The 25084-nt window shown below is 56.0% G+C and carries 23 protein-coding genes; 18 read left to right on the forward strand and 5 right to left on the reverse strand.

Going from position 1 to position 25084, the window contains the following annotated elements:
* Nucleotides 1-6 precede the first annotated feature (6 nt).
* Entirely contained in the window at nt 7-645 is a 639-nt protein-coding gene (locus NQZ67_RS11955) for a DUF4358 domain-containing protein (RefSeq protein WP_257445719.1), read from the reverse strand.
* A 229-nt stretch (nt 646-874) separates the two neighbouring features.
* Between NQZ67_RS11955 and thrC the strand changes: the two genes are divergently transcribed.
* Entirely contained in the window at nt 875-2275 is a 1401-nt protein-coding gene (thrC, locus tag NQZ67_RS11960) for a threonine synthase (protein WP_257445721.1), read from the forward strand.
* Between the two features lie 246 nt (nt 2276-2521).
* Here thrC and NQZ67_RS11965 read toward each other — a convergent pair whose 3' ends face one another.
* Complete coding sequence (locus tag NQZ67_RS11965; RefSeq protein ID WP_257445722.1) at nt 2522-3397, reverse strand: AraC family transcriptional regulator; 876 nt, start codon at nt 3395-3397, stop codon at nt 2522-2524.
* A 157-nt stretch (nt 3398-3554) separates the two neighbouring features.
* Between NQZ67_RS11965 and NQZ67_RS11970 the strand changes: the two genes are divergently transcribed.
* The 10 genes from NQZ67_RS11970 (at nt 3555) to pruA (ending at nt 13687) form a co-directional block, all read left to right on the forward strand.
* Nucleotides 3555-4613, forward strand: a complete 1059-nt coding sequence (locus NQZ67_RS11970; protein ID WP_257445723.1) for a Gfo/Idh/MocA family protein — start codon at nt 3555-3557, stop codon at nt 4611-4613.
* Complete coding sequence (locus tag NQZ67_RS11975) at nt 4610-5467, forward strand: sugar phosphate isomerase/epimerase family protein (RefSeq protein WP_257445724.1); 858 nt, start codon at nt 4610-4612, stop codon at nt 5465-5467. The genes NQZ67_RS11970 and NQZ67_RS11975 overlap by 4 nt, the downstream gene beginning before the upstream one ends.
* Nucleotides 5468-5493: 26 nt before the next feature.
* Nucleotides 5494-6384: a sugar phosphate isomerase/epimerase family protein gene (locus NQZ67_RS11980; protein ID WP_257445725.1), complete on the forward strand. Its 891-nt coding sequence runs from the start codon at nt 5494-5496 to the stop codon at nt 6382-6384.
* 120 nt (nt 6385-6504) lie between these two features.
* Complete coding sequence (locus NQZ67_RS11985; protein WP_371825293.1) at nt 6505-7998, forward strand: spore germination protein; 1494 nt, start codon at nt 6505-6507, stop codon at nt 7996-7998.
* 15 nt (nt 7999-8013) lie between these two features.
* Nucleotides 8014-9180: a Ger(x)C family spore germination protein gene (locus tag NQZ67_RS11990; protein WP_257445726.1), complete on the forward strand. Its 1167-nt coding sequence runs from the start codon at nt 8014-8016 to the stop codon at nt 9178-9180.
* A gap of 20 nt (nt 9181-9200) precedes the next feature.
* On the forward strand, nt 9201-9440 hold the full coding sequence (locus tag NQZ67_RS11995) for a hypothetical protein (RefSeq protein WP_257445727.1): 240 nt from the start codon (nt 9201-9203) through the stop codon (nt 9438-9440).
* A gap of 32 nt (nt 9441-9472) precedes the next feature.
* Nucleotides 9473-10561: a GerAB/ArcD/ProY family transporter gene (locus NQZ67_RS12000; RefSeq protein ID WP_257445728.1), complete on the forward strand. Its 1089-nt coding sequence runs from the start codon at nt 9473-9475 to the stop codon at nt 10559-10561.
* 147 nt (nt 10562-10708) lie between these two features.
* Nucleotides 10709-11641: a manganese-dependent inorganic pyrophosphatase gene (locus NQZ67_RS12005; protein WP_257445729.1), complete on the forward strand. Its 933-nt coding sequence runs from the start codon at nt 10709-10711 to the stop codon at nt 11639-11641.
* A 110-nt stretch (nt 11642-11751) separates the two neighbouring features.
* Nucleotides 11752-12054, forward strand: a complete 303-nt coding sequence (locus NQZ67_RS12010; RefSeq protein ID WP_257445731.1) for a DUF6509 family protein — start codon at nt 11752-11754, stop codon at nt 12052-12054.
* Between the two features lie 85 nt (nt 12055-12139).
* On the forward strand, nt 12140-13687 hold the full coding sequence (gene pruA, locus NQZ67_RS12015; protein ID WP_257445733.1) for an L-glutamate gamma-semialdehyde dehydrogenase: 1548 nt from the start codon (nt 12140-12142) through the stop codon (nt 13685-13687).
* A gap of 220 nt (nt 13688-13907) precedes the next feature.
* On the opposite strand, the gene NQZ67_RS12020 is transcribed toward pruA, so the two are convergent.
* Nucleotides 13908-14552, reverse strand: coding sequence for a metal-dependent hydrolase (locus NQZ67_RS12020; protein ID WP_257445735.1), 645 nt, complete (start codon nt 14550-14552; stop codon nt 13908-13910).
* Nucleotides 14553-14621: 69 nt separating this feature from the next.
* Nucleotides 14622-14783, reverse strand: a complete 162-nt coding sequence (locus NQZ67_RS12025) for a hypothetical protein (protein WP_257445737.1) — start codon at nt 14781-14783, stop codon at nt 14622-14624.
* Nucleotides 14784-14929: 146 nt separating this feature from the next.
* On the opposite strand from NQZ67_RS12025, the gene NQZ67_RS12030 reads away from it, so the two are divergent.
* Nucleotides 14930-15778 (forward strand): LysR family transcriptional regulator, encoded by an 849-nt coding sequence (locus tag NQZ67_RS12030; protein ID WP_257445739.1) that lies wholly within the window; start codon nt 14930-14932, stop codon nt 15776-15778.
* Here the strand turns inward: NQZ67_RS12030 and NQZ67_RS12035 are convergent.
* Nucleotides 15775-16428 carry an NADPH-dependent F420 reductase gene (locus tag NQZ67_RS12035; RefSeq protein ID WP_257445741.1) on the reverse strand — a complete coding sequence of 218 codons (654 nt, stop codon included), beginning with the start codon at nt 16426-16428 and terminating at the stop codon, nt 15775-15777. The genes NQZ67_RS12030 and NQZ67_RS12035 overlap by 4 nt on opposite strands.
* 215 nt (nt 16429-16643) lie before the next feature.
* Here NQZ67_RS12035 and NQZ67_RS12040 point away from each other — a divergent pair, with 215 nt between their 5' ends.
* The 6 genes from NQZ67_RS12040 to NQZ67_RS12065 all read left to right on the forward strand — a co-directional run bounded on the left by NQZ67_RS12040 (nt 16644) and on the right by NQZ67_RS12065 (nt 25047).
* Nucleotides 16644-17579, forward strand: a complete 936-nt coding sequence (locus NQZ67_RS12040; protein ID WP_257445743.1) for a carbohydrate ABC transporter permease — start codon at nt 16644-16646, stop codon at nt 17577-17579.
* Between the two features lie 79 nt (nt 17580-17658).
* Entirely contained in the window at nt 17659-18447 is a 789-nt protein-coding gene (locus NQZ67_RS12045; RefSeq protein WP_257445934.1) for a carbohydrate ABC transporter permease, read from the forward strand.
* Between the two features lie 145 nt (nt 18448-18592).
* Nucleotides 18593-19984, forward strand: coding sequence for an ABC transporter substrate-binding protein (locus NQZ67_RS12050; RefSeq protein ID WP_306812833.1), 1392 nt, complete (start codon nt 18593-18595; stop codon nt 19982-19984).
* Between the two features lie 464 nt (nt 19985-20448).
* A complete protein-coding gene (locus NQZ67_RS12055) occupies nt 20449-22200 on the forward strand; it encodes a cache domain-containing sensor histidine kinase (protein WP_257445747.1) in 1752 nt (583 codons plus the stop codon).
* Nucleotides 22193-23785, forward strand: a complete 1593-nt coding sequence (locus NQZ67_RS12060; RefSeq protein ID WP_257445749.1) for a response regulator transcription factor — start codon at nt 22193-22195, stop codon at nt 23783-23785. The genes NQZ67_RS12055 and NQZ67_RS12060 overlap by 8 nt, the downstream gene beginning before the upstream one ends.
* A gap of 23 nt (nt 23786-23808) precedes the next feature.
* Nucleotides 23809-25047 (forward strand): alpha-L-fucosidase, encoded by a 1239-nt coding sequence (locus tag NQZ67_RS12065; RefSeq protein ID WP_257445751.1) that lies wholly within the window; start codon nt 23809-23811, stop codon nt 25045-25047.
* Nucleotides 25048-25084 lie beyond the last annotated feature (37 nt).

Below are 25084 nucleotides of genomic sequence, written 5' to 3' on the forward strand. Positions count from 1 at the left end.
CTGCAGTTACGGCACTAGCGCTTCAAATTCGTCTATGATTTGATCCGCGCTTTCCGAAATGACGAACAGCACGTAGCTGCCTTTGGTCACGAGCTTGTAGTTTTTGGCGTTTTCGTATTGATCCTGCAAATACGTTTCGAACATCTTCTGCACGTCGGCCGCGCGCTGCTTGACGCCTTCCTCCACGACCGGGATATCCTTGACATCCTTCACTTTCAGGACGGCGATTTCATTCGTCTTCACGTTCATGAGCGGTGTCATGATTGTATATTGCTCGAGCAGCGTTGGGTCGAAATGGTACATGTCCTTGACCATGTCACCTTCGACCGGCATAAAGGACGGCTGCTCAACCTTGGACAATATCGCTTCGACGATCGCTTCGGTAGAACCGGCTTCCGCACCGCCTCCGCCATTGTCCGTTTCGGCAGGGTCTTTCCCTCCGGCATTGGTATTCGAGCCTGTATCCGGCTCGTCCGTAGGCGAAGGTTCATTCCCGCCGTTGCCCGTATCCGTCTGTCCGCCGGAAGAGGAATTCTGGTTGGCGCCGGTATCCGTACCCGGTTTCTCGTTGTCCGCGCCGCAAGCGGCAAGCGCGATTCCCATCGCGGCGATCAACAGGGCGTGCAATACTCTTTTCTTCATCATGATCCATCTCCTTCGTATACGGAATCGTATGTTTTAATTTCAAGTACATGGCTACAAACGAGAGGGAAAGTCGGAATGTTGCAGTATTTTTGCGTGTGGAAAATACTGTATGGGGGTAAAAAATCGGCCGATTTGCAAATACATATTCGATTTTCGGAGCGAACGGTGATAAAATGCATAAAAGAGCTAATCCACGCACGGGTGCGGTGGCAATCAGGAGGAACGAAGGATGGAGTACATCAGTACGAGAGGCAAGGTTGGCAAAATCGGGTTTATCGACGCGTTTATGATGGGGCTTGCGGATGACGGAGGACTGCTGGTTCCAAGCGAAATACCGCAAATTTCGGCGGATAATTTGAAGAAGTGGCAGGATCTCAGCTATCAAGAGCTGGTCTTGGAAATCTTCTCTTACTATACCAACAACGAAATCCCGCAAGAGGATTTGAAGGCGATGGTAGAGGCGAGCTATTCGACCTTCCGCGATCCCGAGGTGACGCCGGTGCGCCGCTTCGGCGACGACCTGTACCTGCTGGAGCTTTTCCACGGACCGACCTTCGCGTTTAAGGACATCGCCTTGCAGTTCATTGGTAATTTCTATTCGTATGTAGCGGAGAAGCAAGGCAAGAAGATCCATATTCTCGGAGCGACATCCGGCGATACGGGCGCATCCGCGATTCAAGGCGTCAAAGGTAAAGAAGGCATTAAAATTTGCATCCTGTTCCCGACCGGCAAAGTGAGCAAGGTGCAGGAGCTTCAGATGACGACCGTGCAGGACGATAACGTGCTGAATCTGTCGGTAGACGGCAATTTCGACGATTGCCAAGGCATGATCAAAGAGCTGTTCGCGGATCTCGATTTCAAATCGGCGAACCATTTGGCCGCTATTAATTCGATCAATTTCGTGCGCATTCTGGCGCAGACGGTCTATTATTTCTATTCTTACTTCCAAGTCTCCAAAGCAAACGGAGGCAACCTAGGCAAAGTCAATTTCAGCGTTCCTACAGGCAATTTCGGCGATATTTTCGCCGGATATTTGGCGAAGCGCATGGGGCTGCCCGTTGGCAAGCTGATTCTGGCGACGAACGAAAACAATATTTTGGAGCGGTTCATCGAGGAAGGCGTCTACATGCCGGGCGACTTCCGCATCACTTACAGCCCGTCCATGGACATTCAAGTGGCGAGCAACTTCGAGCGTTATCTGTATTACGTGCTCGGCGAGGATGCGGAGGAGGTAAGCCGCTTGATGGCGCAGTTCAAATCGGAAGGCGAAATTTCGATCTCGCCGGACGCGCTTAAGCTTGTTCAATCGGAATTTGCGGCGCACGGCGTCGACGGGCAAGAATGCCTCGACACGATCTCGAAATTCAAGACGGAGCATGACTACCTGCTTGATCCGCATTCGGCATGCGGCGTCGCGGCGGTGTACGAATGCGCCGAAGAAGGCGAAATCAGCATTTCGCTGGCTACCGCCCATCCCGCGAAGTTCGACGAAGCGATTCGCTTGACCGGCATCGAGCAGTCGTTCCCGCCGGAAATAGCCGCTCTCTTCGAAAAGCCGCAGCGTCAAGTGCTCGTCGACGGCAAGCTTGAAGATGTGGTTGCTCAATTGGAGAAATTCTATAACGCGTAACTTTCGAGACCCCTGTCGCTTTACTGAAGCGGCGGGGGTTTTTGCATGGGGAAGGGGCTACGAGGGGGGAATGCATGCCGTAAAGGTTCGCATGTTGCGAAGGGGCATGCGGTGGAGAGTTGCATGCGGCGGGGTTCGCATGCGGCGGAGGTTCGCACGCGGGGGCTCGCATGAGGAGGGGGACTTGCATGCTTCGAGAGCTCATACAAAGGCGGCGCATGAGGATGAGTCGTTCTGTTCACCCGCCTAAGTCGCCCTTACCCGCGATGGCGAAACCAGCTTGTGCTTCTTGAACGTCCGGCTGAAATAATAGATGTCATTGAAGCCGGTTTCGGCTGCGATCTCCGAGACGGTGAGCTTCGTGGTGCGGAGCAGGTGATCGGCTTTGTCCAGTCGCATGGCCGTGACGTATTCCGTCACGGTCCTTCCCGTAAGCTCTTTAAACAAGCGGCTGAAGTGGTACCGGCTGAGACCCGAGATGCCGGACAGCAGCTCGACGGATAGCTCTTCCATATAGCGTTCGGCAATGCAACGGAAGACAGGCTCGAACCGTTCGACGTTTTTCATTCGCTCCGCGTATTCGTCTTTGGTCAGGACGGTTGCGACATGGCCTCGCAGGAGATATGTCATAAGGCGGTACAGCTCGGACTTGATGGCCAGCTCGTATCCGAACTCCCGGTTTTGCAGCTCGCCGATCAAGGCGCGCATGCAGGCGTTCGTTGCTTCGTCGCCGCGAATCAGGTTGCGGAACAGCAGGCGATTCTGAGAAATCGGAGCGATGAACTTTGTTTCGGCGGCGTCAACGGAGCCGCTATGAAGAAGAGAGATATCCGAGATCATGCAGTAATAGACGACTTCGGAGGTGAGGCTGAAGCCGTAATGCAGCTCGTTGCTGTTAACGACGATCAGATCGCCGGGCTGAGCGTGAATCGGCGTCGAGCCGCATTCGATGATCGCCTCGCCGGACTCGATGAACAGAAACTCCAGATGCTCGTGCCAATGATGGGGGAACATGACGATGCCGGATTGGTCGAAGCGGGTACGGTGCGCCTTGATCGGAAAGTGGGGATTCGGCATGCTCATCGTTTCTCGGAGCGAATCGTAATTGACGGGCATGGTCATTTTTGTCAGGCCTCCTTCTCACAGCACATTTGTACAAACAAACCGCACACCTCTGCATGGCGCTGGATGTTGAATCCATTATAATACGAAAGTGTAAGGATGCATACAAAAGAGCAAGCGGATCAAACATTTTCGAAGCGACAAGGAGAGGTTGGCAATGGCAGCGGTCCAAATCGGAGTAATCGGCAACGGCTCGATCTCGGCTTCCCATCTGAATGCTTACAAAAACAACAAAAATGCAAACATTTATGCCGTTTGCGATCTGAACGAAGAGCGCGCCCGCTCGGCGGCGGAGAAATACGGGGCGGAAAAAGTATATACGGATTACCGCGAGCTTCTGGCAGATCCGGCGATCGACGCGGTCAGCATCTGCACTTGGAACAATACCCATGCGGAGATCAGCATTGCGGCGGTAAACGCCGGCAAGCACGTGCTGGTCGAGAAGCCGCTTTGCCGTACCGTCGAGGAGGCGCTGGAGGTCCAGAAAGCGGTTGAAGCGTCCGGTAAAGTACTCCAGGTCGGCTTCGTGCGCCGATACGACGCGAACGCCCAGCTCCTAAAGTCATTGGCCGATCAAGGAGAGTTCGGCGACATCTATTATGCCAAAGCGACGGCATTCCGCCGGCTGGGCAATCCGGGCGGCTGGTTCTCCGATATCGAGCGCTCGGGCGGCGGGCCGCTCATCGACATCGGCGTACACGTCATCGACTTGTGCTGGTACATGATGGGACGGCCGAAGCCGGTTGCGGTCAGCGCGAATACATACCGCAAGCTGGGCAACCGTTCGAACATCCAGAACCTGTCCTTCTACAAAGCGGCGGATTACGACGCGTCCAAAAACACGATCGAGGATATGGCGAACGCGCTTATCCGTTTCGAGAACGGCGCCTCGCTGATGGTCGACGTGAGCTTCACGCTTCATGCGAAGAAGGACGAGATGTCCGTTCGACTGTACGGCGACAAAGGCGGCATGGAGATCGATCCGGAGGCGGTGATCGTCTCGGAGAAGAACAATACGATCGTTAACATCCATCCGCAGACCGATCATAAAGGCTTCCACTTCGAAAGCGGCTTCCAGAACGAGATCGACCATTTCATCGGGAATGTATTGAACGGCACGCAGCCGATCAGTCCGGTGCAGGACGGCGTCGAGATTATGAAAATTCTTTGCGGCATCTACGAGTCTGCGGAGAAGGGCCATGAGGTGAAGCTATGAAGCTGGGCATCAGCACATACAGCCTGCACAAGGCTTTCTCCTCGGGAGAGCTGACGATCACCGAAGTGATCGATTACATCGCGAGCATCGGCGCGGAGCATGCCGAAATCGTGCCGCTCGGGTTCTCGCTGACGGAGAACCCGCAGCTGATCGAGGAAATCAAGGAAGCGGCGCGGCGTGGCGGCATCGAGCTGTCCAACTACGCGATCGGCGCGAATTTCGCGGGACTAACTGGCGAAGCGTACGAGAACGAAATCGCCCGCGTGAAACGGGAGGTAGACGCATGCGCCTCGCTGGGCATTAAGCTTATGCGTCATGATGTCGCGTCCTCGAAGGACTTGTCTATCGGCAATTTTCTAACGGAGCTGCCGCGTCTGGCGGAGGCCTGCCAAGAAATCGCCGATTACGCGAAGAAGTACGGCATCACGACCAGCGTGGAGAATCACGGCTATTTCATCCAGCACAGCGATCGCGTGCAGGCGCTCGTTCAAGCGGTTGGCCGAGACAACTTCCGCACGACGCTGGACGTGGGCAATTTCCTGTGCGCGGACGAGAATCCGGTTGCGGCCGTTCGCAATAACATTACGTACGCCTCGATGGTGCACGTAAAGGACTTCTACACCCGTCCATCCTACCGGTATCCGGGCGAAGGCTGGTTCAAGTCCTCCGGCGGCAACTATCTGCGCGGGGCGATCGTCGGCCAAGGCGACATCGACATGCCGGAAGTGCTGCGCATTGTCAAAGAAAGCGGCTACGACGGCTACATCTCTATCGAGTTCGAAGGAATGGAAGAGTGCAAGGCCGGTACGAAGATGGGCTTTAACTACGTCCAGAAGCTATGGGCTGAACTATAAAACCGTTTCCGAGGGAGGAACATCCAATGGCAGCTCCTATTATGACGAACAAAATCGGCGTTATCGTCGATAGCTTCCAAGTCGGCCTGAAGGAAGGCTTGTTGAAAGCGAAGCAGGTCGGCGCGGACGGCGTGCAAATCTACGCGGTGAGGGGCGAGATGGATCCCGCGAACCTGACGCCTGCGGCCCGTAAGGAGCTCAAAGCGTATATCGAATCGCTGGGCTTGCAAATCTCCGCGCTCGTCGGCGATTTGGGCGGCCACGGCTTCCAGGATCCATCCCAAAACCGCGAAAAAATCGAAAAGTCGAAGCGTATTATGGAGCTGGGCATGGAGCTGGGCACGAATATCGTAACGACTCATATTGGCATCGTACCGGATGACCGGAACAGCCAAGTTTACGAGACGATGCATGCGGCATGCTCGGAGCTGAGCAGCTTCGCGAACGGAATGGGCGCTTATTTCGCCATCGAGACGGGGCCGGAGACATCGGCGCATCTGAAGTCCTTCTTGGACAGTCTCGGCTCGAAGGGCGTCTCCGTCAACTTCGACCCGGCGAACATGGTCATGGTGACGGGCGACGATCCCGTGCAGGGCGTTCATACGCTGAAGGACTATATCGTGCATACGCATGCCAAAGACGGAGTGAAGCTGGGATCGATCGACCCGCGCGACGTATACGGCTTTTACGGCTACGAGGCGGAGCTTGATCACGAGAAGATTGCCGCCATGGCGGAATCCGGCGAGGCGTTCCGCGAGGTTCCGCTCGGAGAAGGTAGCGTGAACTGGGATGCGTACCTGCAAGCTTTGAACGATATCGGGTACAAAGGCTATCTCACGATCGAACGCGAAGTGGGAACGAACCCGGAGCGGGACATACAGCTTGCGGTCGAGTTTCTGAAGAAATATAGAGGTTAACCGAAGGAACACCCTGTCGTATCGATGTTGAATCGGTATGGGCGGGGTGTTTTTTTATCCGAATAGCGATTTCTGCCACAGGAAATAATAGGCACAAGTCGAAACAACAGGTGGTTCCTAGTGGACAGAAACGCAGACAAGCCAAAGGAACAGGATGCGATATCGGCTGATCTGGATCAAAATATACCCAAGCTTATGAGCGTGTTCGCCGGCAGCTCGGATCTCATCCTCAAGCATTGGAGCTATGGTCCGGACTATCGTTATCGCGCTTGCTCCGTCTATTACAACACCCTCGTCCAGCAGGATGCAACCAATTACATGAAGCTGTCCCTGCAGGATCAAGAGGAGCACGAGGTCGGTCCGGGGACGGAAGTGACGTTGGAGGAGCTCCGGCACTTTTTCGAAAACCATGGCGCATCGGCCCGAAAAGCGGAAATCGTTCAAGATTATCAGACGCTTATCGAAGAAGTGTCAAGCGGACGGCTAGTCATTCTGTTCGACGGCTGGAATAAGGGGCTAAGCTTCCTGGCGCAATCCGTGGAAACGAGGCAGGTCAACGAGCCGGTTAACGAATCCGTCGTGATGGGTCCCCGCGAGAGCACGGTCGAGAATCTGCAGAAAAACCTGGGACTGCTCCGCATGCGGCTTAAGACGCCGAAATTCAAGATCGAGATGGTCAAAGGCGGCGGAGACACGCATACGGCCGTCGCTTACGGCTATTTGGAAGGGACCGTGGACGGCGAACTGCTCGCCGAATTCAAGCGTCGGATGAGTCAGATCGAAACGGTAGAAATATTGGAGACGTCCTATATCGAGCAACTGATCGAGGATTCCGTCTTCTCGCCGTTTCCCCAGCACCGTTATACGGAAAGAACGGACATGGCGGTCGCCGCCCTGCTGGACGGGAAAATTATCGTGCTGGTGCAAGGGACGGGGGGCATCTTGTTATGTCCCGGCTTGTTCACGGAATTTTTCCAATCCAGCGAAGACTATTACCAACGGACGGTCATCTCGACGATGATCCGCTGGCTGCGCATCATTGCGTTTATAATCGCTCTGACGCTCCCGAGCATTTACATCGCGTTGTCAACCTTCCATCCGGAGCTCATCCCGACGGTTCTCCTGCTCGCGATTTTGAACGCGCGGGAAGGCATTCCGCTGCCGGCTTTTTTCGAGGCGCTGCTGATGGAGTTTTTTTTCGAGCTGATGCGCGAGGCCGGCGTCAGGCTGCCCCGACCGGTAGGCTCGGCTGTCAGCATCGTCGGCGCGCTCGTCATCGGCGACGCGGCGATCAGTGCCGGGATCGCCTCTCCGATCATGGTTATCGTCGTCGCGCTTACGGGAATCGCCTCCTTCTCCCTGCCGCAATACGGCATGGCGATCGCTCTTCGCATTTTGCGTTTCCCGCTGATGATCAGCGCGGCCATGCTAGGCGGCTTCGGCATGATGATCTGCTTTTTGTTCATCTTGCTGCATCTATGCAAGCTGCGGTCGATCGGCCAGCCTTATCTGGCCGGCATGGCGCCGCTGAGGCTCCGCGATTTGCGAGATATCCTGATGCGCTTTCCGCTCAAGACGCTTATCCGCTCCCCTCGCAATTTGCATAAACGTTAAAAACGGGAGGATCCGATGGCATACAAAACCATCACGTTACTGCTGCTGGTAAGCGTCGTCCTAACCGGCTGTTGGAGCAAAAACGAGCTGACGGAACGCGCTTTCGTCATGGGCGTCGCCCTTGATTTGCGGGAGGACGGAAAAATCGAGATGCTGACGCAAGTGTATCGCCCTTCCTCCGCCGAAATCGGCAAATCGACCTCCACGGTTGTCGGAGCGAGCGTCAACATCAAGACCGTGGACGATACGGTCATGGAGGCGATACGCGACATCCCGATCCATCTAGGCAGGATGGCGCAATGGAGCCATATGCGCGTCATTATTGTCGGGGAAGAACTTGCCAAGAATATGGATATGATGCAGGTGCTCGATTTGTTCTACCGGGACCATGAGCCGAGGTCCAGCGTTTCGCTCATGATCGCGAAGGGTAAGGCGGCCAAGATTTTCGAGAAAAATCCTCTCATCGAACAGACGACGTCCCAGCAAATTTTGCGTACGGAGGAATCCGCCTACCACAATGCCGCGAAGACGCTGGACACAAGGCTGTTGGACCTGGCGCGCAGCATGAAGAGCGCACATCCCGACACGACCATCGCTTACGTATACGAAGACACGAAGACGACGCATATGTTCTCGGCCGCCGGACTAGCCCTGATCCAAGACGGCAAGATGAAGGACACGCTCCCGGCAAGCAAGGTGGAAGGCTACCTCATGCTGGTCGACAAATATAAAACCGGCGTCGTGGAAATTCGCTGCCCGGGAAAGAAGAACGTCGGCGAGACCGCGGAGCTGCTGGCGCTCGACTCCCGCATGAAGCACCGCATGCAAGGCGACAATGTCGCCGCCTCCGTATCCATACAAGGCGAAATATCGATCAACGAGCTGAGATGCACCAAAATCGGGAGCAAAGAAGAGGAAGAGGCGTTTGTAGGCAAAGTTGAAGCTGAAGTGAAGCGGCAAGCGCAGCAGACTCTTCAGATTCTGCAGAAGCAGAAGATCGACGCGATCGGCCTCGGCAACCTGATCTACCGCAAGAAGCCGAAGGAGTGGGAACGGCTAAAGGCGGATTGGAATAACACGTTCGCCGCCATACCGTTCGAAGTGAAGGTGAAGCTTAAGCTGATAACGGGCGGGACGATTAGCAGCAAGACGTTATCGAAACAAGCAGGCGAAGGGAGCTGAAGCGAAGGATGTATGAGCGAATGCTGGTTTTCGCCGCCGCTCTCGTCGGAATGCTGCTGTACGACGCCTTGTCGCTGAGAGGGAAAATGACGCCTCGCGGAAAGCTGCTGTACGGCTTGATCGTCTGCGCGTCGTTGTATGCGGGCATCGACTATGTCATGGCCTGGGACGCCATCGACTATCTGGATGTGATGACCCTTCCCTTCAAATCCGCAGCGGAGGCTATCGAGGCAACGCTGAAAACGAACTGGGACCGCTAAGTATTCGCAACCGACAGGAGGAGGTAAGCCGCATGAACAAGGAGTGGATCAGCCATGTGCAAGCCGGAGTGCTCTTCTTCGTCTTTATGACCGGTTCCTCCATCATCAACATACCGGGGCCGCTGATCGCCAAAGCCGGCAACGGGGCGTGGATATCGCTTCTTCTGTCGGGAGCCTGGGGCTTCGGCGTGCTGGCCATGCTGCTGTACCTGTTCAGACGGTTCCCGGACCTGTGTTACGTGGATTACAGCCGCAAGCTGATCGGCAAGCTCCTGACGCTGCTTTTCGGCCTGATGGCGCTCACCTTTCTGTTCCAAATGCTGTCGGCGATCGTTATGGACGTCGGCTTGTTTATGGTCACCTCGATGCTGAGGGAGACGCCGGTGTATGCCTTCACTTCGCTGATCCTTCTTACATCCGCCCTGACGGCGAGGGCGGGGATCGAGGTCATCGCCCGGATGTTCATGATTATCATGCTGTTCAGCGTTTTTTTTATATCCATTACGCTGATCCTGGCTATTCCGGACTATCATCCCGAGTTCTTGCAGCCCGTCGTTCCGAAAGGATGGAATCCCGTCCTGCACGGCGCTTATTTCACCTTCGGGTTTCCGTATGCCGAGGTGTTCGTATTCGGCATGCTGATGCACCACGTGGCGAAAGGGGACAGAAAGAAGCTGCCCGCATCGATGCTGATCTCGCTGGGGCTTAATTTGATCACCTTAATGGTATCCGCGTTATGCTCGATCATGATTTTCGGCCCCTATGCCGGAGATTTGCCTTATGTCCTGTTTTCGGTCGCGCGGCTTGTGGAATTTCAGGAAATCATTCAACGGATCGAATCCATTATCGGCATGTCGCTTATTCTGGGCTCTTATATGAAGGCAACGATTACGCTGTATGTCATCTGCCTGTTTATCGGACGGCTCTTCGGCATGGAGGATGGCACGGCGCTTGCTTTGCCGGTCGCCTTCTTCTGTTTTCTAATGGGTCTCGTCACCTTCGACGGCCCGGCTGCATGGGGGATGATCGTTACGGCGGTGCACCCGCTGTGGGCATTCACGGTTTTCTTCCTGCCTCTATTGACTCTAACGGCCGTTGCGGCGATCAGGAGGAAGGTGTAGCGTCCATTTTGCTCCCGAATAAATCCGAGTAATGAAATTGACTTTAGGTATAGGAATACGCCGGACTTAAGGTTATAATCGGTAATAGTGTATAATCAATCTAATCGGCCCACGGGCTAAATCTACTCGGTAAGGAGTTAATGGGAAATGGCAAAAACGCTTATTTTCGGGCACAAAAACCCGGACACGGACACAATCACATCGGCAATCGCATACGCGGAGCTGAAAACGAAGCTAGGAGCGGACGTCGAAGCGGTTCGCCTCGGCGAAGTGAACGGCGAAACGGCATACGCGCTTAAATACTTCGGCATCGAGGCGCCTCGCCTGGTCGAGAACGTGGCGGACGAAGCGAAGGACGTTATTCTGGTTGACCACAACGAGCGCCAGCAAAGCGCGAACGATATCGATAAAGTGCGCGTCGTCGAAGTTATCGACCACCACCGCATCGCGAACTTCGAAACGGCGGGCCCTCTGTACTTCCGCGCGGAGCCGGTAGGCTGCACGGCTACGATTCTGCTGAAGCTGTACAAAGAGAACGGCGTCGAGATCCGCAAGGAAATCGCGGGCCTCATGCTGTCGGCGATCATCTCCGACTCCCTGCTGTTCAAATCGCCGACTTGCACGGATCAAGACGTGGCGGCGGCTCGCGAGCTGGCGGCTATCGCAGGCGTTGACGCGGATGCGTACGGCCTGGACATGCTCAAAGCAGGCGCGGACCTGAGCGACAAAACGATCGAGCAGCTGATCTCCATCGACGCGAAGGAATTTTCGATGGGCAGCTACAAAGTGGAAATCGCGCAAGTAAACGCGGTTGACGTGAACGACGTGTTGAACCGCCAAGCGGAGCTGGAGACGGCGCTGAACGGCATTATCGCTTCCAAAGGCCTGGACCTGTTCCTGCTGGTCGTGACGGACATTCTGAACAACGACTCCGTCGGTCTGGCTCTCGGCAACAAAGCGGAAGGCGTCGAGAAGGCGTTTAACGTGAAGCTGGAGAACAACAAAGCGCTGCTCAAAGGCGTCGTATCCCGCAAATCGCAAATCGTGCCTCCGCTGACCGAAACGCTGAGCGCGATGTAAGCTAGGCCATACTTATTCCATAAGGATGCTTGAGGCAGTCCGAAGCTTCTTCGCGAAGCTTAGGGCTGCCTTTGCGTTACCATTGTAATAGAAGAGAGGAAAGAATCGGCATGTTCGAAATTAGAGAATATACCATGGAGAAAATGAAGGATCCTTACGGCATCTTATCCGGCGAGCGCTTCGAGCTGTATTTGGAGATGGAGGTGGACGAGGAGGACGAGCTGCACACGGAGGAAGGCGTCCGTCTACGCGTTGTTTATGTCAAGGAGCAGTCAGGCGCTTCCCGCATCGTAAAATATGAATTTTTGAACGCGGGCAGCGGCGCCTACATCGATATGGAGATGACCGAAGAAGAAGAAGCGTTCATCGACGCCTTCTGCAAGGAGCGTCTGGAATTGCCGTTGGAGGAATAACGCCCGTTTCGTTCCGCATAAGTTTCATAAGAGAGCCCTATACGCTGCAAGAAGTCCCATAATAAGGCATAGGGAGGGGATACTCATGCGGGAGCCGTTCCGGAACGAGCCGTTTACCGATTTCACGATCAGCGACTCCATTGCAGACTTTGGGGCCGCGCTGCGCAGCGTGGAATCCCAGCTTGGCCTCGAGTATCGTCTGAAGATCGGTTCCGACCGCATCGAAACGACGAACAAGCGGAAGTCGATTAATCCTTCCGAATTCAAGCAGGTCGTCGGCATCGTCTCGCAAGGCGACACCGAGCATGCGCACAAAGCGATTCTCGCCGCCGCCGCCGCTTTCGAGGAATGGAAACGGGTGCCGCCTGCCGCGAGGGCAAGAGTTCTGTATAAAGCGGCGGCCATATTGCGCCGCCGTAAGCATGAGTTCTCCGCGTGGCTTGTGTTCGAAGCGGGGAAAAACTGGGCGGAAGCAGACGGCGATACGGCGGAAGCGATCGATTTTCTGGAGTTTTACGGCAGGGAGATGGAGCGTCTTGCGGAGCGCCAGCCGCTTGTGCCGCTTGCGGGCGAGGACAACGAGCTGACCTATGTGCCCCTGGGAGTCGGGGTCGTCATCCCGCCTTGGAACTTCCCGCTTGCGATTATGGCGGGCATGACGATGGCGTCCGTCGTCGCGGGCAACACCGTCGTCTTGAAGCCGGCAAGCCCGACCGCGGTCATCGCGGCGAAATTCATCGAGCTGCTGGAGGAAGCGGGCCTGCCCGACGGCGTCGTCAATTATTTGCCCGGCGCGGGCGGGGATATCGGAGATTTCCTGGTCGAGCATCCGCTGACGCGCTTTATTTGTTTTACGGGCTCGCGGGAGGTCGGTCTTCGCATTAACGAACGGGCGGCCGCGGCGCGGCAGGATCAGAAGTGGATCAAGCGGGTCATCGCGGAGATGGGCGGCAAGGACACGATCATCGTGGCGGAGGATGCGGATCTCGATCTGGCGGCGGACGCGATCACGGCGTCGGCCTTCGGTTATTCCGGCCAGAAATGCTCGGCTTGCTCGCGCGCGGTCATCGAGGAGTCCGTCTATGAGGACGTGCTGGAGAAGGTCGTGCGGCGGACGGCGGCGCTGAAGATCGGTCATGCTTCGGAGCAGGCGACCGCGATCGGACCCGTTATCGACGAGAGGGCCTACATTAACATTCTGAAATATATCGAGGTTGGCCGATCGGAAGGGACGCTCGTGCTGGGAGGCAACAAAAGAGGCGGCACCGGCTATTTTATCGAACCGACGATTATCCGGGACGTCGCGCCGTACGCGAGAATCGCGCAGGAGGAAATTTTCGGGCCGGTGCTCGCTTTCATCAAGGCCGCCAACTTCGACGCGGCACTCGATATCGCGAACAACACGGAGTACGGCTTGACCGGCGCCGTCATCTCGCGCGACCGAGCCAAGCTCGAGAAGGCCAGAGACGAGTTCCACGTCGGCAACCTGTACTTCAACCGCAAGTGCACCGGCGCGCTCGTCGGCGTTCACCCGTTCGGCGGCTTCAATATGTCCGGCACCGATTCCAAGGCGGGCGGCCGCGACTACTTGCTGCTGCTCACCCAAGCCAAAGTCGTATCGGAGCGATTTTAGCGGTTGTTCAACTTTTATTTAAATTTATAACGGAACGGAACTCACAGACCTTATCTGCGCTTAAAATCGCATTTTTGGATTCTTACGGAACTATGAGCCCTTATTCATCCGAAAAGCCCGTGTCTACGACCAGAATGGCGCAGATAGCGGCGTTCAGTTCCGTTAAAGGCCACATACCACCAGAAATAATAAGGAATAACGTCTGTGAGTTCCGTTAGCTTTATAGCCTAATCTTAAAAGATTTCTTAGTTAGGGGGTACAGCCACTTCACGCCGCTCGGCGTGAGGGTATCCGCCGCGAGATGGGACAAGTACCCCAGCGCGGCCGTAATGGCGACGCCTTCAACTCGCAGGTCCTGCTCGAGTCCCGTGCCCAGCCACCACCAGAGCGGAAGGATCCATACGGTGTGCGTCATGCCTCTATGAGCAAGCCATGGCGCCCAGGCGATGAAGAGGCCAAGCCCGATCAGCCATCCTTCTCCCCGCATGGCGCCTAGCCCTGCTGCGCCGACGCCGATGAGGCTGACAAGCGCGTTCCGTATCGCGCCCGAGCTCATGGTCAGGCCGATCAGCATGGCGGCGATGCCGGCGCACGCAAGCTCCAGCCGAACGGAATGTCCGGCAAGGAATAAGTAGAGAACGGCCGCCGCGCACAGGCAGCCGCCCCATAGGGCGAGCTTGCGAATTTGCCTGCTTGCTTTGGTCAGCTTGCCGCTCAGCATGCTGGTCCCGTCCAGATCCGCGGCAAGCGCGGAGAATGCGGCGACGCCGATATACGTGAATCCATTCGATAAATCCGGCGAGAAGTAGACCGCCGCTCCCGCGCCGACGGCGACTCCGATCGCCAAATGCGTTTTTCCCCTCATTGCTTGTCGATTGCCCCCTCTGACTGACTGTCGATGAACGTCCTGCAGCTGCAGCTACTGCTCATCGTTCTATAGATGCTCCTTGTTGATCTGTTCGTTCCGCACCATTTGCTCGAGCTTCTCGACGAGTCTGTCGTGAACCTCATCCCTCTTGCGGAATCCCCAGAACGCCTTCCGTTTCTCCGCCTTCAGCAGCTTTAGCAGATACAGCTTTTCTTTTAAAGTCAGCATGCGCGGCCGCCTCCTTCCTTCGCTTCTATTAGTATAAGCGATTTGAATGCCGATAGGTCTAAATTTCCTTTATTTACCTAGGCTTTTGGACGCCATATAATAGAGCTTAGCAATGTGATTCGAATGGATGAGGGGCGTTGAAAGGCATGAATACCGAGTTTTTGGCAGGGTTTATACAAGCGGCGGAGTTGAAGAGCATAACGAAAGCAAGCGAAGCCATGCATATCTCGCATACCGCGTTAAGCAAGCAGCTGAGAACCTTGGAGACGCAATTCGACGTACGGCTGTTCGTCCGTTCCTCCCATGGCGTGGAGCTTACGGATGCCGGCAAAATCCTATACGCATCCTCCAAGCGGCTTCTGGATCAAGTGGCCGAGCTGGAGCACCAATTAACGCCTTATCGAATAGGCCGCCGCTTAAAAATCGCTTCCGTTCCGGATATCGCGATGAAGTACCTGGTAGCTGCGCTTCCGATGCTTCAGGAGCAAGGCCATGAGGTGGAGATCGTGTATCGGCAATCTACGAAAGAGGTCTACGAGATGCTGATCGAAGGGGAGGCGGACATCTGCGTCGCCGAACGATTCGGCACGCATCCGTCCATCTGGACCGGGGAGCTGGGGAGGGAGCCGCTGCACGTGGTCATGCCGAAGGATCATCCCTTATCCAGCCTGGAATCGGTCACTCTGACCGAGTTAAGCCGCCACCCGCTTGTCTTATACAGCAAAGGCTGCACGATAAGGGCCGCGCTGACCCAAATGTTCGGCGGCAGTCAAGAGTCGATGCACATAAAAACCGAGGTTGGCTTCAGCGAAGTCATCCTCGGTTATGTGGCAAACGGATCGGGCGTCACGGTATTGCCGGAAGGCTTTATGGCCGCCGTATTCGCCGATCAATTGGTGTATCGGCCTCTCGACCACCCCGATGCTCACCGCTCGATTGCCGTGGCCAGCTTGAACCGCGCCAAGGGGCAGCGATTCCTGAGGCTGATCGGTTAGTTAGCCGCGACGGGCGTCTTAATCCCGAACAGCTGCAGGGAGATATAAGGATACGTGTTATAGCGGAAGGCTAGCTCTAATTCAAGCAGGGTGAATCGTTCAATCGTCCGGTTGTTCTCCAGCTTGCCGGCGTGCAGGAAACGGAAGGGCAGAGGGGTGACGGCCTCCATGAACGCCTTAACAGCCTCTTCATCGTTACCTGTAACGAGCACATCGCTTACTTGACCCTCATGAACGGGCTCGTCAACGACCTTGAAGAACGTGTTTTTGAAGGCGCCGATAACCGAGGACTCCGGCAGCAGCGCTTGAAGCTGCTCGGCGGAGGACTCGCCCCAGGCCGTCGTGAATCCGCTGAAGTCGGCGTTAAACGGATTGGAAATATCGACGACGATTTTTTGCTTCAGCTGCTCCTTGTGCGCGATCGCCCATTCCTTCAGGACGGCCGCATGAAAAGCGGGAATGATGATGTCCGCCTGCAGCGCCTCCTCGTTCGTGCTTACCGTTACGTTCGATAGCTGCAATTGACGCGCCAGCTCCTTTGTTTCCTCCGGGCTGCGCGAGCCCCAACGAACCGGATGGTTCCCCTTCTCGCTCAGACGTTTCACCAGCGCTTTCCCCATATTGCCTGTTCCCAGTACCGAAATGTTCATCTTCACTCACTCCTCTTCTTTGATTGCTCTTAGATTACCAAGGATCGGAAGCCTGCAGAAGCGCCGTAATTTCGGAGCGCTGCAACTTTTGGTTTCGACCACGCATGACCCCCCAGGTCAAAATTTTACCTCTCGCAGGTCAGAATCTCGCCTTCGAATGCCCGGCAATTTCATTATTATAGAGTCAACTTACTAGATTGCTGAGGTGATTGTTGGTGGAACCCGCAAAATCGATTCTCCCGCAGGGGCAGGTTAAGCCCCGCAGATTCTGGTCGCCCCGCCGCAAGGAGGCGCTCGTCGGCTGGCTGTTCCTGCTCCCGGAAATCGCGGGCATGCTGCTTCTGAACGTGTTCGCGCTTCTATTCTCCCTATACTTAAGCTTCTCGGAGTGGGACCTCCTCTCCGGCATCAAAGGCATCAAATTCATCGGCTTGGACAACTATGCGAAGATGTTCCAAGACGAGGCGATCGGCCAGGCGCTGAAGAACAATCTGCTCTACACCGTCTTCACCGTGCCGGTCTCCATCGCGGTCGCGCTTGTGATGGCCGTGCTTATACACTCGAAGGTGTACGGCAAGGATTATTTTAAGGTCGTCTTCTTCCTGCCCTACATCTCGTCGATCATCGCGATCGCCGCGGTATGGAGCGCCCTGCTGCATCCTTCGCTCGGACCGGTTAACCAATTCCTGCTTGAGCTCGGCATAACGAACCCTCCGAAGTGGCTCGTCGATCCGAAGACGTCGCTCCTCTCCATCGCGCTGATCAGCACGTGGGCGGGCATCGGGTATACGGTCATCATCTACATGGCGGGTTTGACGAATATTCCTGCCGATCTGTACGAGGCGGCGGACATCGACGGCGCTTCTTCCCTGCAGAAGTTTTTCAAAATAACGGTGCCTCTGCTTCGTCCAACGACGTTCTTCCTGTTCGTCACCATGCTGATCGCGTCCTTCAAGGTGTTCGACATCATCGCCTTCCTGACCGAAGGCGGGCCGCATAATTCCTCGACGGTGCTCGTATTCCGGATTTACGAGGAGGGCTTCCGCAATTACAACATGGGCTACGCCTCCGCAATCTCGTGGCTGCTGTTCGCGATCATCGGCATCCTGACGGCCGCTACGTGGAAGATGAGGAAGGAAGACGCCGCATGAGAACCGTCACGAAGGAGGAATCCGCTTGTTTGCTCAACAGCTGAAAAAAAACGCGTCCAAAATCATCGTCACCGCTATTATGGGGGCTCTGTCCATCTTCTTCCTTGTTCCGTTCATCTGGATGGTATCGTCAGCCTTTAAGTTCGAGAACGACGTCATGCGCTTCCCGATAGAGTGGATTCCCGAGACGATCAACGTCGTCTACAACTTCAAGGCCGTATGGATGGGCAACGTGCCGTTCTACTTGTTTTATTGGAACTCGATCAAGGTGGCGCTCACCGTCACGCTTATCACGCTCGTGTTCTCGTCCATGGCGGCGTATTCGTTCACGAAGCTGCAGTTCAAGGGGCGGGATCTCGTCTTCCTGCTGCTGATCTCCTATATGATCATTCCGGCGCAGGCGACGCTCATTCCGAGATTCATGCTCATTCGGTGGATGGGCTTGTACGATACGCATGCTGCGCTTATCCTTATGGATATGTTCTCGATTTATTTCACCTTCCTGCTGCGCCAGTTCATGCTCGGGGTGAACAACGACTTTATCGAAGCGGCAAAAATAGACGGGGCGGGCTACTTCCGCATCTTCTGGTCGATCATGCTGCCGCTCTGCCGGCCGGTGCTGGCGACGGTCGCCATCATCAAGTTCATCTGGACGTGGAACGACTACCAGAATCCGCTCATCTTCCTGCTCGACAAGAAGCTGTATACGATCCAGCTCGGCATGGCGCTGTTCCGCGACGATTATACGAACAACTACGCCATCATGATGATGGCCTCGCTGTCCGCGATCATTCCGCTGCTCATCGTGTTCGTCATCCTGCAGCGGCAGGTCATCAACGGCATCGCCCTCGGCGGCGTCAAAGGGTAGAACGGCCCCGAAAGGTCAAATATTTTCTCTTCGCACCTAAAAATTGTACACGCCGGGCGGCGCTACGGATTCTATAATCAGTTGCAAGCAAGGCCATTCCATTCACAACCTCAAGGGGGAAGAGCAAGTGAAAAACAAAAACGTCATGCTGATTCTTAGCCTTATGCTCGCCATCGTCACCGTCCTCAGCGCCTGCGGCAATTCGGGCAATTCGGGCAGCAACTACGGCAACAACCCGGAAAGCGGCAGCTCCGCGGTTCCGAGCAACGCGCAAGGCGGCGGCAAGTCCGAAGAGCAAGTCACGATCAAATATTACAACTGGGACAACGAAGCGACGGCTCCGAACACCCGCGCCATGCTGGACGAATTCGAAGCGGCGAACCCGAACATCAAGGTCGAGCACGTTGTGCTCGTGCCGGGCAACTCGGTCGAGATGCTGAAGAAGCTGGACTTCCTCATCTCCTCGGGCGAAGCGATCGACGTCATCAGCGTTCCTAGCTTGGACGCGGTCGTGGAGAGAGCCTCCAGAGGCGCGCTCGAGCCGCTGAACAAGTACTATGAGGCCGAGGGACTGGTGGCGGAGGATGAATATTACGTCAACCCGCAAATCGACGGCCAGTACTACGGCATGCAGAACACGACGACCTACCAATTTATCCTGCTGAACAAAAACGCGCTGGACGAGGCCGGCCTTCCGATTCCGACTTACGGCTGGACATGGGACGACTTCCGCGAGTACGCGAAGAAGCTGAACAAAGGCGAAGGCGTCGACAAACGTTACGGCAGCTACTTCCACACATGGGAGCTGTACATGAACCCGCCGGCTCAGACGGTCATGCGCAACCCGTTCCGTTACGAAGACGGCACGACCAACTTCTCCGATCCGACATACAAATATTTCTTCCAGCTCCGCAAGGACATGGAGGCGATCGACCAATCGGCCAAGCCGTATGCGGACGTACTGGCGGCCAAGCTGAACTACCGTACCGAGTTCTTTAACGACGATGCCGCGATGGTTCTGTCCGGCAGCTGGATGGTTCCGGATCCGGGCAACCTGGAGCAATACCCGCATGACTTCGTGACGGCCTTCGCGCCGGTGCCGCTTCCTCCGGCAAGCGCGCAGCCGAAGGATTACGAAGGCGGCAAATATTTCGTAGGCGGCGGCCATCTGACAATGGGCGCGACCTCCAAGCACAAAGAAGCGTCCTTCAAGCTGATGCGTTTCATGACGACGACCGATTCCGAGCACCGCACGGAGTTCTCCGGCTGGAAGAAAGCCGACTCGACCGCGCTGCTTGACCGCCTCATCGGCGAGAACAAAAACATGTACGACGTGGAATCGCTGAAAAACACTTTGTTCGGCGAAAGCATCGAATACCTCGACGCGTCCCAAGTGGTGACCACGTTCGGCTCGCAGCTCGCGAAGGTGCTGGCCGACAACTTCAGTAAGTTTATGCTGGGCAGCGACTCGGTGGACGATATCCAGAAGGCGATGGCCGAGGAAGCGACGAAAGTGATCGAAGAAAATACGAAGTAAGGCGGCTGCAGAGCCGTCTCTAAAAAAGGCATCTACTCCAGATTTGCGGGGGTAGATGTCTTTTTTGTTGACCGGTACGATTGCCGCGGCGGCTTAACGGAACGGAAAGACGTTATTCGCCGGAAAATGAGAGCTTTTGGGGAGCTTGCGGAACTGAGCGCCTTTATTTCACGCGATTCGACTAGATTTACCTTTGAAACGGGCAAATAACGGCGTACAGTTCCGTTACCTTGAAAAAAATGCTTTTTTATGCGAAATAAGGTCCCTCATTTCCGTAAGCAGCCAGAGTATGACTGACACAGCCATAGCGAATCCGGCAGCGCCGCGGCGGTTTCGACGATCGCGGAGCGCTTTTTCTCGCGAAAAGTAAAAATTTTACCCCCAAAGACAAAAAATCGCACTATCTAAGGCAAGGCTCGCTCCCTATAATGAGGGGTATAACCGACCAGCCAAAGGGTGAAACGATGAAGAGACTATTCCGCAGCACGTACTACAGCAAAATTCAAGTGTCGTTCATCCTTCTCATTCTGCTTCCGATCGTTACGGTCACGATCATTTCGTACACGGTGAACCGGAACGCGAGCATGGACAATATCGCGCTGTCGAATAAGAGCATATTGCAGCTTATGGAGCAGGATATCGAGGAGACGGTCAGCGATCTGGCTTACGCCTCTCTCATTTTCGTCGAAAATGATCTGCTGAAGCCTTATTACAAGCACTACGCGGAGCTGGACGGCATTAGCAACTTCCAGGATTACGAGATTTACAGCGGCATCGAAAGCCTGCTGAACCTCGTGTCGTTCAAAGCGTCGCCCAATCATATTCATCTGTTTATCGCCAACGAGAAAGGGCTGATCATCTCGACTCCCGGCTTCTTCGCAAGGGGGAAGAGCATCGATGAGCTCGAGGATCATTGGAAGCAGATTCAAGCCAAAGATAATTTGGCCAATTCAAGCCATTTCCAATGGCTCGGCGCCGTCTCGTCGGAGAGTTATCCGGAGAAGTTTTTTTACGGGACGCGGGTCATCCGCGACACGGGAACGGGCCGCGTGCTGGCCGTGCTCAACATTGGCATTTCCGAAAACTATTTCAAAGAATTGTTTGATCCGATCAAGACGGGCAAGTTCGCCTTGTTCAACAGCGACGGCGAGCTGTTCGCCGGATCGCCGGACGTGAGCTTATCGGCTCCCGGCGACAAGGGGACGATCATCCGAAGCAGCGCATCCATCCCGATCGTCGACTGGGATCTTGTCTTCGAGACGCCGAAGGCCGACGTCGTCGGCCAGCTGACGAGAACGTTCTATATTAGCGGGATAATCATCGCGGTGTCCATGGTTCTGTTCCTGCTACTGTCAATGCTTCTCGCGCGCAAGCTTCACAAGCCGATCCATAAGCTGCAGCGCATCGCCGTGCAGTTCGGAGGCGGCAACCGCTCGATGCGGTTCCAGGTGTCGGGCGAGGATGAGATCAACGATCTCGGCCGGACGCTGAACGACATGCTCGACCAGATCGAGGAGCTGATCGCGAACATGGCCAGAGAGCAGGACGAGAAACGAAGAATGGAGCTCCAGACGCTCGCGAACCAGATCAGGCCCCATTTTCTGCTGAACACGCTCAACGCGATGAAGATCAGCCTCATTATGGGAGGGGATCAGGTGCACGGGGAGAAAATCAACTCCCTAATGTCGCTTCTTCGCAACTATCTGAAGATGGACGAGCCGTCCTTCCTCCACGAGGAAGTCGAGGTGCTGCGGCATTACGTCAGCCTGATGGAGATGCGCAGCGACATGCGGATTCGCTTCGAAGCGTCGTTCTCCGAGGAAGCGGGCATGTGCCGCATTCCGAAGCTGCTTCTGCAGCCGATCGTGGAGAATGCCATCGTGCACGGCTTCCTGGAGCGGGACGATCATTCCGCCATCGTCCTGCGCGCAGAGATCCAGCAAGGAGATTTGGTCATCGCGGTGGCGGATAACGGCATGGGCATGGACGAGGCGGCAATTGCCGAGATGAACGCCAAGCTGCAGGCGGAGGGAGCGGCCGAGCACCGGGACCCGGATCATATCGGCGTCCGCAATATCTTGCAGCGCATGAAGCTGGTTTACGGGGAGGCGGCGGCCTTGCGTCTGGAGAGGAACGAGGAAGGCGGCTTGACGGTCTGCCTGCACATACCGGTTATGGAACGAAGCTTGCCCGCGGGAGGCGAACACGATGTATAAGGTTCTGGTTATTGACGATGACGCGCTGATGCTTAAATATTTGCGGGGACTGGTAGACTGGCGGTCGCTTGGCTTCGGCCCGCCCCTCGAATCCTATTCGAGCGTGAAGGCGCTCGAGCTGTTCAAGCAGGAGAAGCCGGACGTGGTCGTGACGGATATCGGCATGCCGCAGATGGACGGATTGCAGCTGGCGGAAAAGTTCAAGCAGCTGAAGCCCGACGTCCGAATCGTATTCCTCACCTGCTACGAGGAGTTCGACTACGTGAAAACCGCGCTCCGCATGAACGCGGACGATTATTTAATCAAGGATAAGCTCGTCGCCGCCCAGCTCGAGGACGCGCTCGCGAAGTCGATCGGCAACCTGAAGCGCGAGGAGAAGATGGAGGCGAAGGAATCGTACGAAGAGGATTTGGTCCGGAATCTGGACGTGCTCAAAACTTCTTTGTTCGAGCGGCTGACCCGCGGCGGGGACATGGACGCGACCGTTCAATATGCTAGGCGCCTCGGGATCAAATGGACGTACGGCGCGTTCCGGATGAGCGTCGGCCATATCCCGTTCTCCAGCCTGCTTGACCGGTACAAAACAAAGGACGCGGAGCTGCTCCTCTATTCCGTTTATAATATCGCATCGGAAATAGCGGTCCAGTTCGAAGGGATTACCGTCTTCCGTTACCAAAGCGGAATCGTTGTTCTACTGAACCATAAGAGCGGGACGGCGGCAACGCCGCACAGCTACTTGCAGAGCTTCCTCTCGCTGGTTAAGCGGCAGGTCCACGAGCTGCTGCATATCGGCATTCGTTTCGTTAGTCCCGTCGCCGAGCTGGCCCTGCGCGATATGGCCGATATGTACAGGAAGCTGATGCGAGGGAGGCTGGAGCTGTTCTACGACAACGCTCCCCTCTCGGAGTGGAAGCCGGACCGCGCGGGCATGATCTTCTATCCCGCGGCAAGCGGCGCGGACGTCTACGGCCGGAAGCTGGAGAAGGCGATAGCGGAAGGGGACGGAAGGGCCGTGGGCGAGCTGCTTCGGGCCATGCGAATGGAAGCGGAGGAACAACGAATGCAGCCCAAGGAGTGGATTGGAGCCTGTACCGGAATGGTCCGGACCTTGGAGCTGCGGTTTGCGCCTAGCGCTAGGGACGAATCGTTCTACCAATCGATGGAAGCCGCGCTGAACGCCGACGATTTGGTTGGACTGATGGCTTGGAAGCTGACAGGGCTCGCGGAGCCGGGCAGGAAGCCGGTCTATGCGCCAGGGAAAGTGGAGCCGAAGCTTCAGGCCATCGACCGGTTTATCGCCGACCATCTCGAGGAAAACGTCAGCTCGATCGACATCGCGGAGTATTTGGGACTCAATCCGAGCTACTTCTCCCGGTATTTCAAACGTTTGACGGGCGTCAACTTTACCGACTACGTGCACCGGTACAAAATCGGCATCGCGGAGCAAATGCTCCGGGGGACGGAAGAAACGGTCGAGATCGTGGCGGCCAAGTTCGGTTATTACGAGAGAAGCTACTTCTCCAAAGTGTTCAAGAAGTATACCGGCAAGACGCCAACCGAGCTTCGGGGCGCGTCGTCGAACTAAATTAGAAGAGGGAGAGGAATACGATGTCCAAGTTATCGGCATTGCCCGTTCCAACGGAGCATCAGCTCAAATGGCAGGATTACGAGCTCGGGATGTTCTGCCATTTCGGCATCAATACGTTTTGCGATCAAGAGTGGGGAGAGGGAGGCGACTCGCCCGAGTTGTTCAACCCATCGCGGCTGGACGCGCGCCAGTGGGTGCGCACGGCCAAGCAGGCAGGCTTTCGCTATTTCGTCCTGACGGCGAAGCATCACGACGGCTTCTGCTTATGGCCGACGGCCACGACCGATTATTCCGTCGCGTCCAGCCCATGGAAGGACGGAAAAGGGGATGTCGTGCGGGAATGCGCGGACGCTTGCCGCGAGGAAGGCATCGGCTTCGGCCTGTATTTGTCTCCGTGGGATCGGCATGAGCCTTGCTATGCGGACAAGGAGGCCTATGACGCCTTCTATATGAAGCAGCTCGAGGAATTAATGACGGGCTACGGCCCGCTGGTAGAGGTATGGTTCGACGGAGCGGGGTCCGAAGGCCGAGAATACGATTGGCCGTCGATCGTCGGACTCGTGAAACGGCATCAGCCCGAAGCCATGATCTTCAATATGGGCGCGCCGACGATCCGGTGGGTCGGCAACGAAGACGGTCTTGCGCCCTACCCCTGCTGGAATACGGCGCAGTCGGCGAAGGTCAGCATGTTCAGCGACGCGTCTCTGCAGTGGCTGCCGGAAACGCCAAGCTGGGTGCCGGCGGAATGCGACGTGCCGATTCGCAAGGACCGGTGGTTCTGGCATCCGGACGAAGAGCATTTGCTGCTGTCGCTCGATCAGCTGATGGATATTTATTACCGTTCCGTCGGCCATGGCGCGACCCTGTTGCTTAACGTGGCGCCGGATAACAGCGGCTTGATGCCGGAGGCCGACGTGCGGAGAGTGACGGAGCTTGGAGACGAGATTCAAAAGTTGTTCGGTACGCCGGCCGCGGAGGCGTCGGGGGCGGGCATGCAGCTCGAGCTCGCGCTTGAGGCCGGCACGGCATTCGACCACGTCGTCTTAATGGAAGAGATTCGTTATGGGGAGCGGGTGCGGTCGTATGTGCTCGAGGCAAAGCGGGACGGCGAGTGGCGCGAGCTTGCGCGAGGCAGCGCCATCGGCCATAAGCGGATCGAGAGGACGGGCCGGACGGCCGCGGACGCGATCAGGCTTCGTGTCTTGGAAAGCGTGGAACAGCCTTTGATCCGCAGCCTCTCCGTTTACCGCAACGATTAACCAAAGTCCCCTGGAAGGGGAAGAGGAGGAGCTAAGC

This window comes from Paenibacillus soyae, from assembly GCF_024623455.1.
Classification (GTDB): domain Bacteria; phylum Bacillota; class Bacilli; order Paenibacillales; family Paenibacillaceae; genus Pristimantibacillus; species Pristimantibacillus soyae.

What these genes read in the sequence shown, in the direction of transcription:
- thrC (WP_257445721.1), top strand. Translation starts at nt 875, where the DNA reads ATGGAGTACATCAGTACGAGAGGCAAGGTTGGCAAAATCGGGTTTATC.
- NQZ67_RS12005 (WP_257445729.1), top strand. Translation starts at nt 10,709, where the DNA reads ATGGCAAAAACGCTTATTTTCGGGCACAAAAACCCGGACACGGACACA.
- NQZ67_RS12025 (WP_257445737.1), bottom strand. Translation starts at nt 14,783, where the DNA reads ATGCTGACTTTAAAAGAAAAGCTGTATCTGCTAAAGCTGCTGAAGGCG.
- NQZ67_RS12000 (WP_257445728.1), top strand. Translation starts at nt 9,473, where the DNA reads ATGAACAAGGAGTGGATCAGCCATGTGCAAGCCGGAGTGCTCTTCTTC.
- NQZ67_RS12050 (WP_306812833.1), top strand. Translation starts at nt 18,593, where the DNA reads ATGCTGATTCTTAGCCTTATGCTCGCCATCGTCACCGTCCTCAGCGCC.
- NQZ67_RS12030 (WP_257445739.1), top strand. Translation starts at nt 14,930, where the DNA reads ATGAATACCGAGTTTTTGGCAGGGTTTATACAAGCGGCGGAGTTGAAG.
- NQZ67_RS11980 (WP_257445725.1), top strand. Translation starts at nt 5,494, where the DNA reads ATGGCAGCTCCTATTATGACGAACAAAATCGGCGTTATCGTCGATAGC.
- NQZ67_RS11955 (WP_257445719.1), bottom strand. Translation starts at nt 645, where the DNA reads ATGATGAAGAAAAGAGTATTGCACGCCCTGTTGATCGCCGCGATGGGA.
- NQZ67_RS12065 (WP_257445751.1), top strand. Translation starts at nt 23,809, where the DNA reads ATGTCCAAGTTATCGGCATTGCCCGTTCCAACGGAGCATCAGCTCAAA.
- NQZ67_RS12010 (WP_257445731.1), top strand. Translation starts at nt 11,752, where the DNA reads ATGTTCGAAATTAGAGAATATACCATGGAGAAAATGAAGGATCCTTAC.
- NQZ67_RS12060 (WP_257445749.1), top strand. Translation starts at nt 22,193, where the DNA reads ATGTATAAGGTTCTGGTTATTGACGATGACGCGCTGATGCTTAAATAT.
- NQZ67_RS11970 (WP_257445723.1), top strand. Translation starts at nt 3,555, where the DNA reads ATGGCAGCGGTCCAAATCGGAGTAATCGGCAACGGCTCGATCTCGGCT.
- NQZ67_RS11975 (WP_257445724.1), top strand. Translation starts at nt 4,610, where the DNA reads ATGAAGCTGGGCATCAGCACATACAGCCTGCACAAGGCTTTCTCCTCG.
- NQZ67_RS11965 (WP_257445722.1), bottom strand. Translation starts at nt 3,397, where the DNA reads ATGACCATGCCCGTCAATTACGATTCGCTCCGAGAAACGATGAGCATG.
- NQZ67_RS12035 (WP_257445741.1), bottom strand. Translation starts at nt 16,428, where the DNA reads ATGAACATTTCGGTACTGGGAACAGGCAATATGGGGAAAGCGCTGGTG.
- NQZ67_RS12020 (WP_257445735.1), bottom strand. Translation starts at nt 14,552, where the DNA reads ATGAGGGGAAAAACGCATTTGGCGATCGGAGTCGCCGTCGGCGCGGGA.
- NQZ67_RS12045 (WP_257445934.1), top strand. Translation starts at nt 17,659, where the DNA reads ATGGGGGCTCTGTCCATCTTCTTCCTTGTTCCGTTCATCTGGATGGTA.
- NQZ67_RS11995 (WP_257445727.1), top strand. Translation starts at nt 9,201, where the DNA reads ATGCTGGTTTTCGCCGCCGCTCTCGTCGGAATGCTGCTGTACGACGCC.
- NQZ67_RS12055 (WP_257445747.1), top strand. Translation starts at nt 20,449, where the DNA reads ATGAAGAGACTATTCCGCAGCACGTACTACAGCAAAATTCAAGTGTCG.
- NQZ67_RS11990 (WP_257445726.1), top strand. Translation starts at nt 8,014, where the DNA reads ATGGCATACAAAACCATCACGTTACTGCTGCTGGTAAGCGTCGTCCTA.
- pruA (WP_257445733.1), top strand. Translation starts at nt 12,140, where the DNA reads ATGCGGGAGCCGTTCCGGAACGAGCCGTTTACCGATTTCACGATCAGC.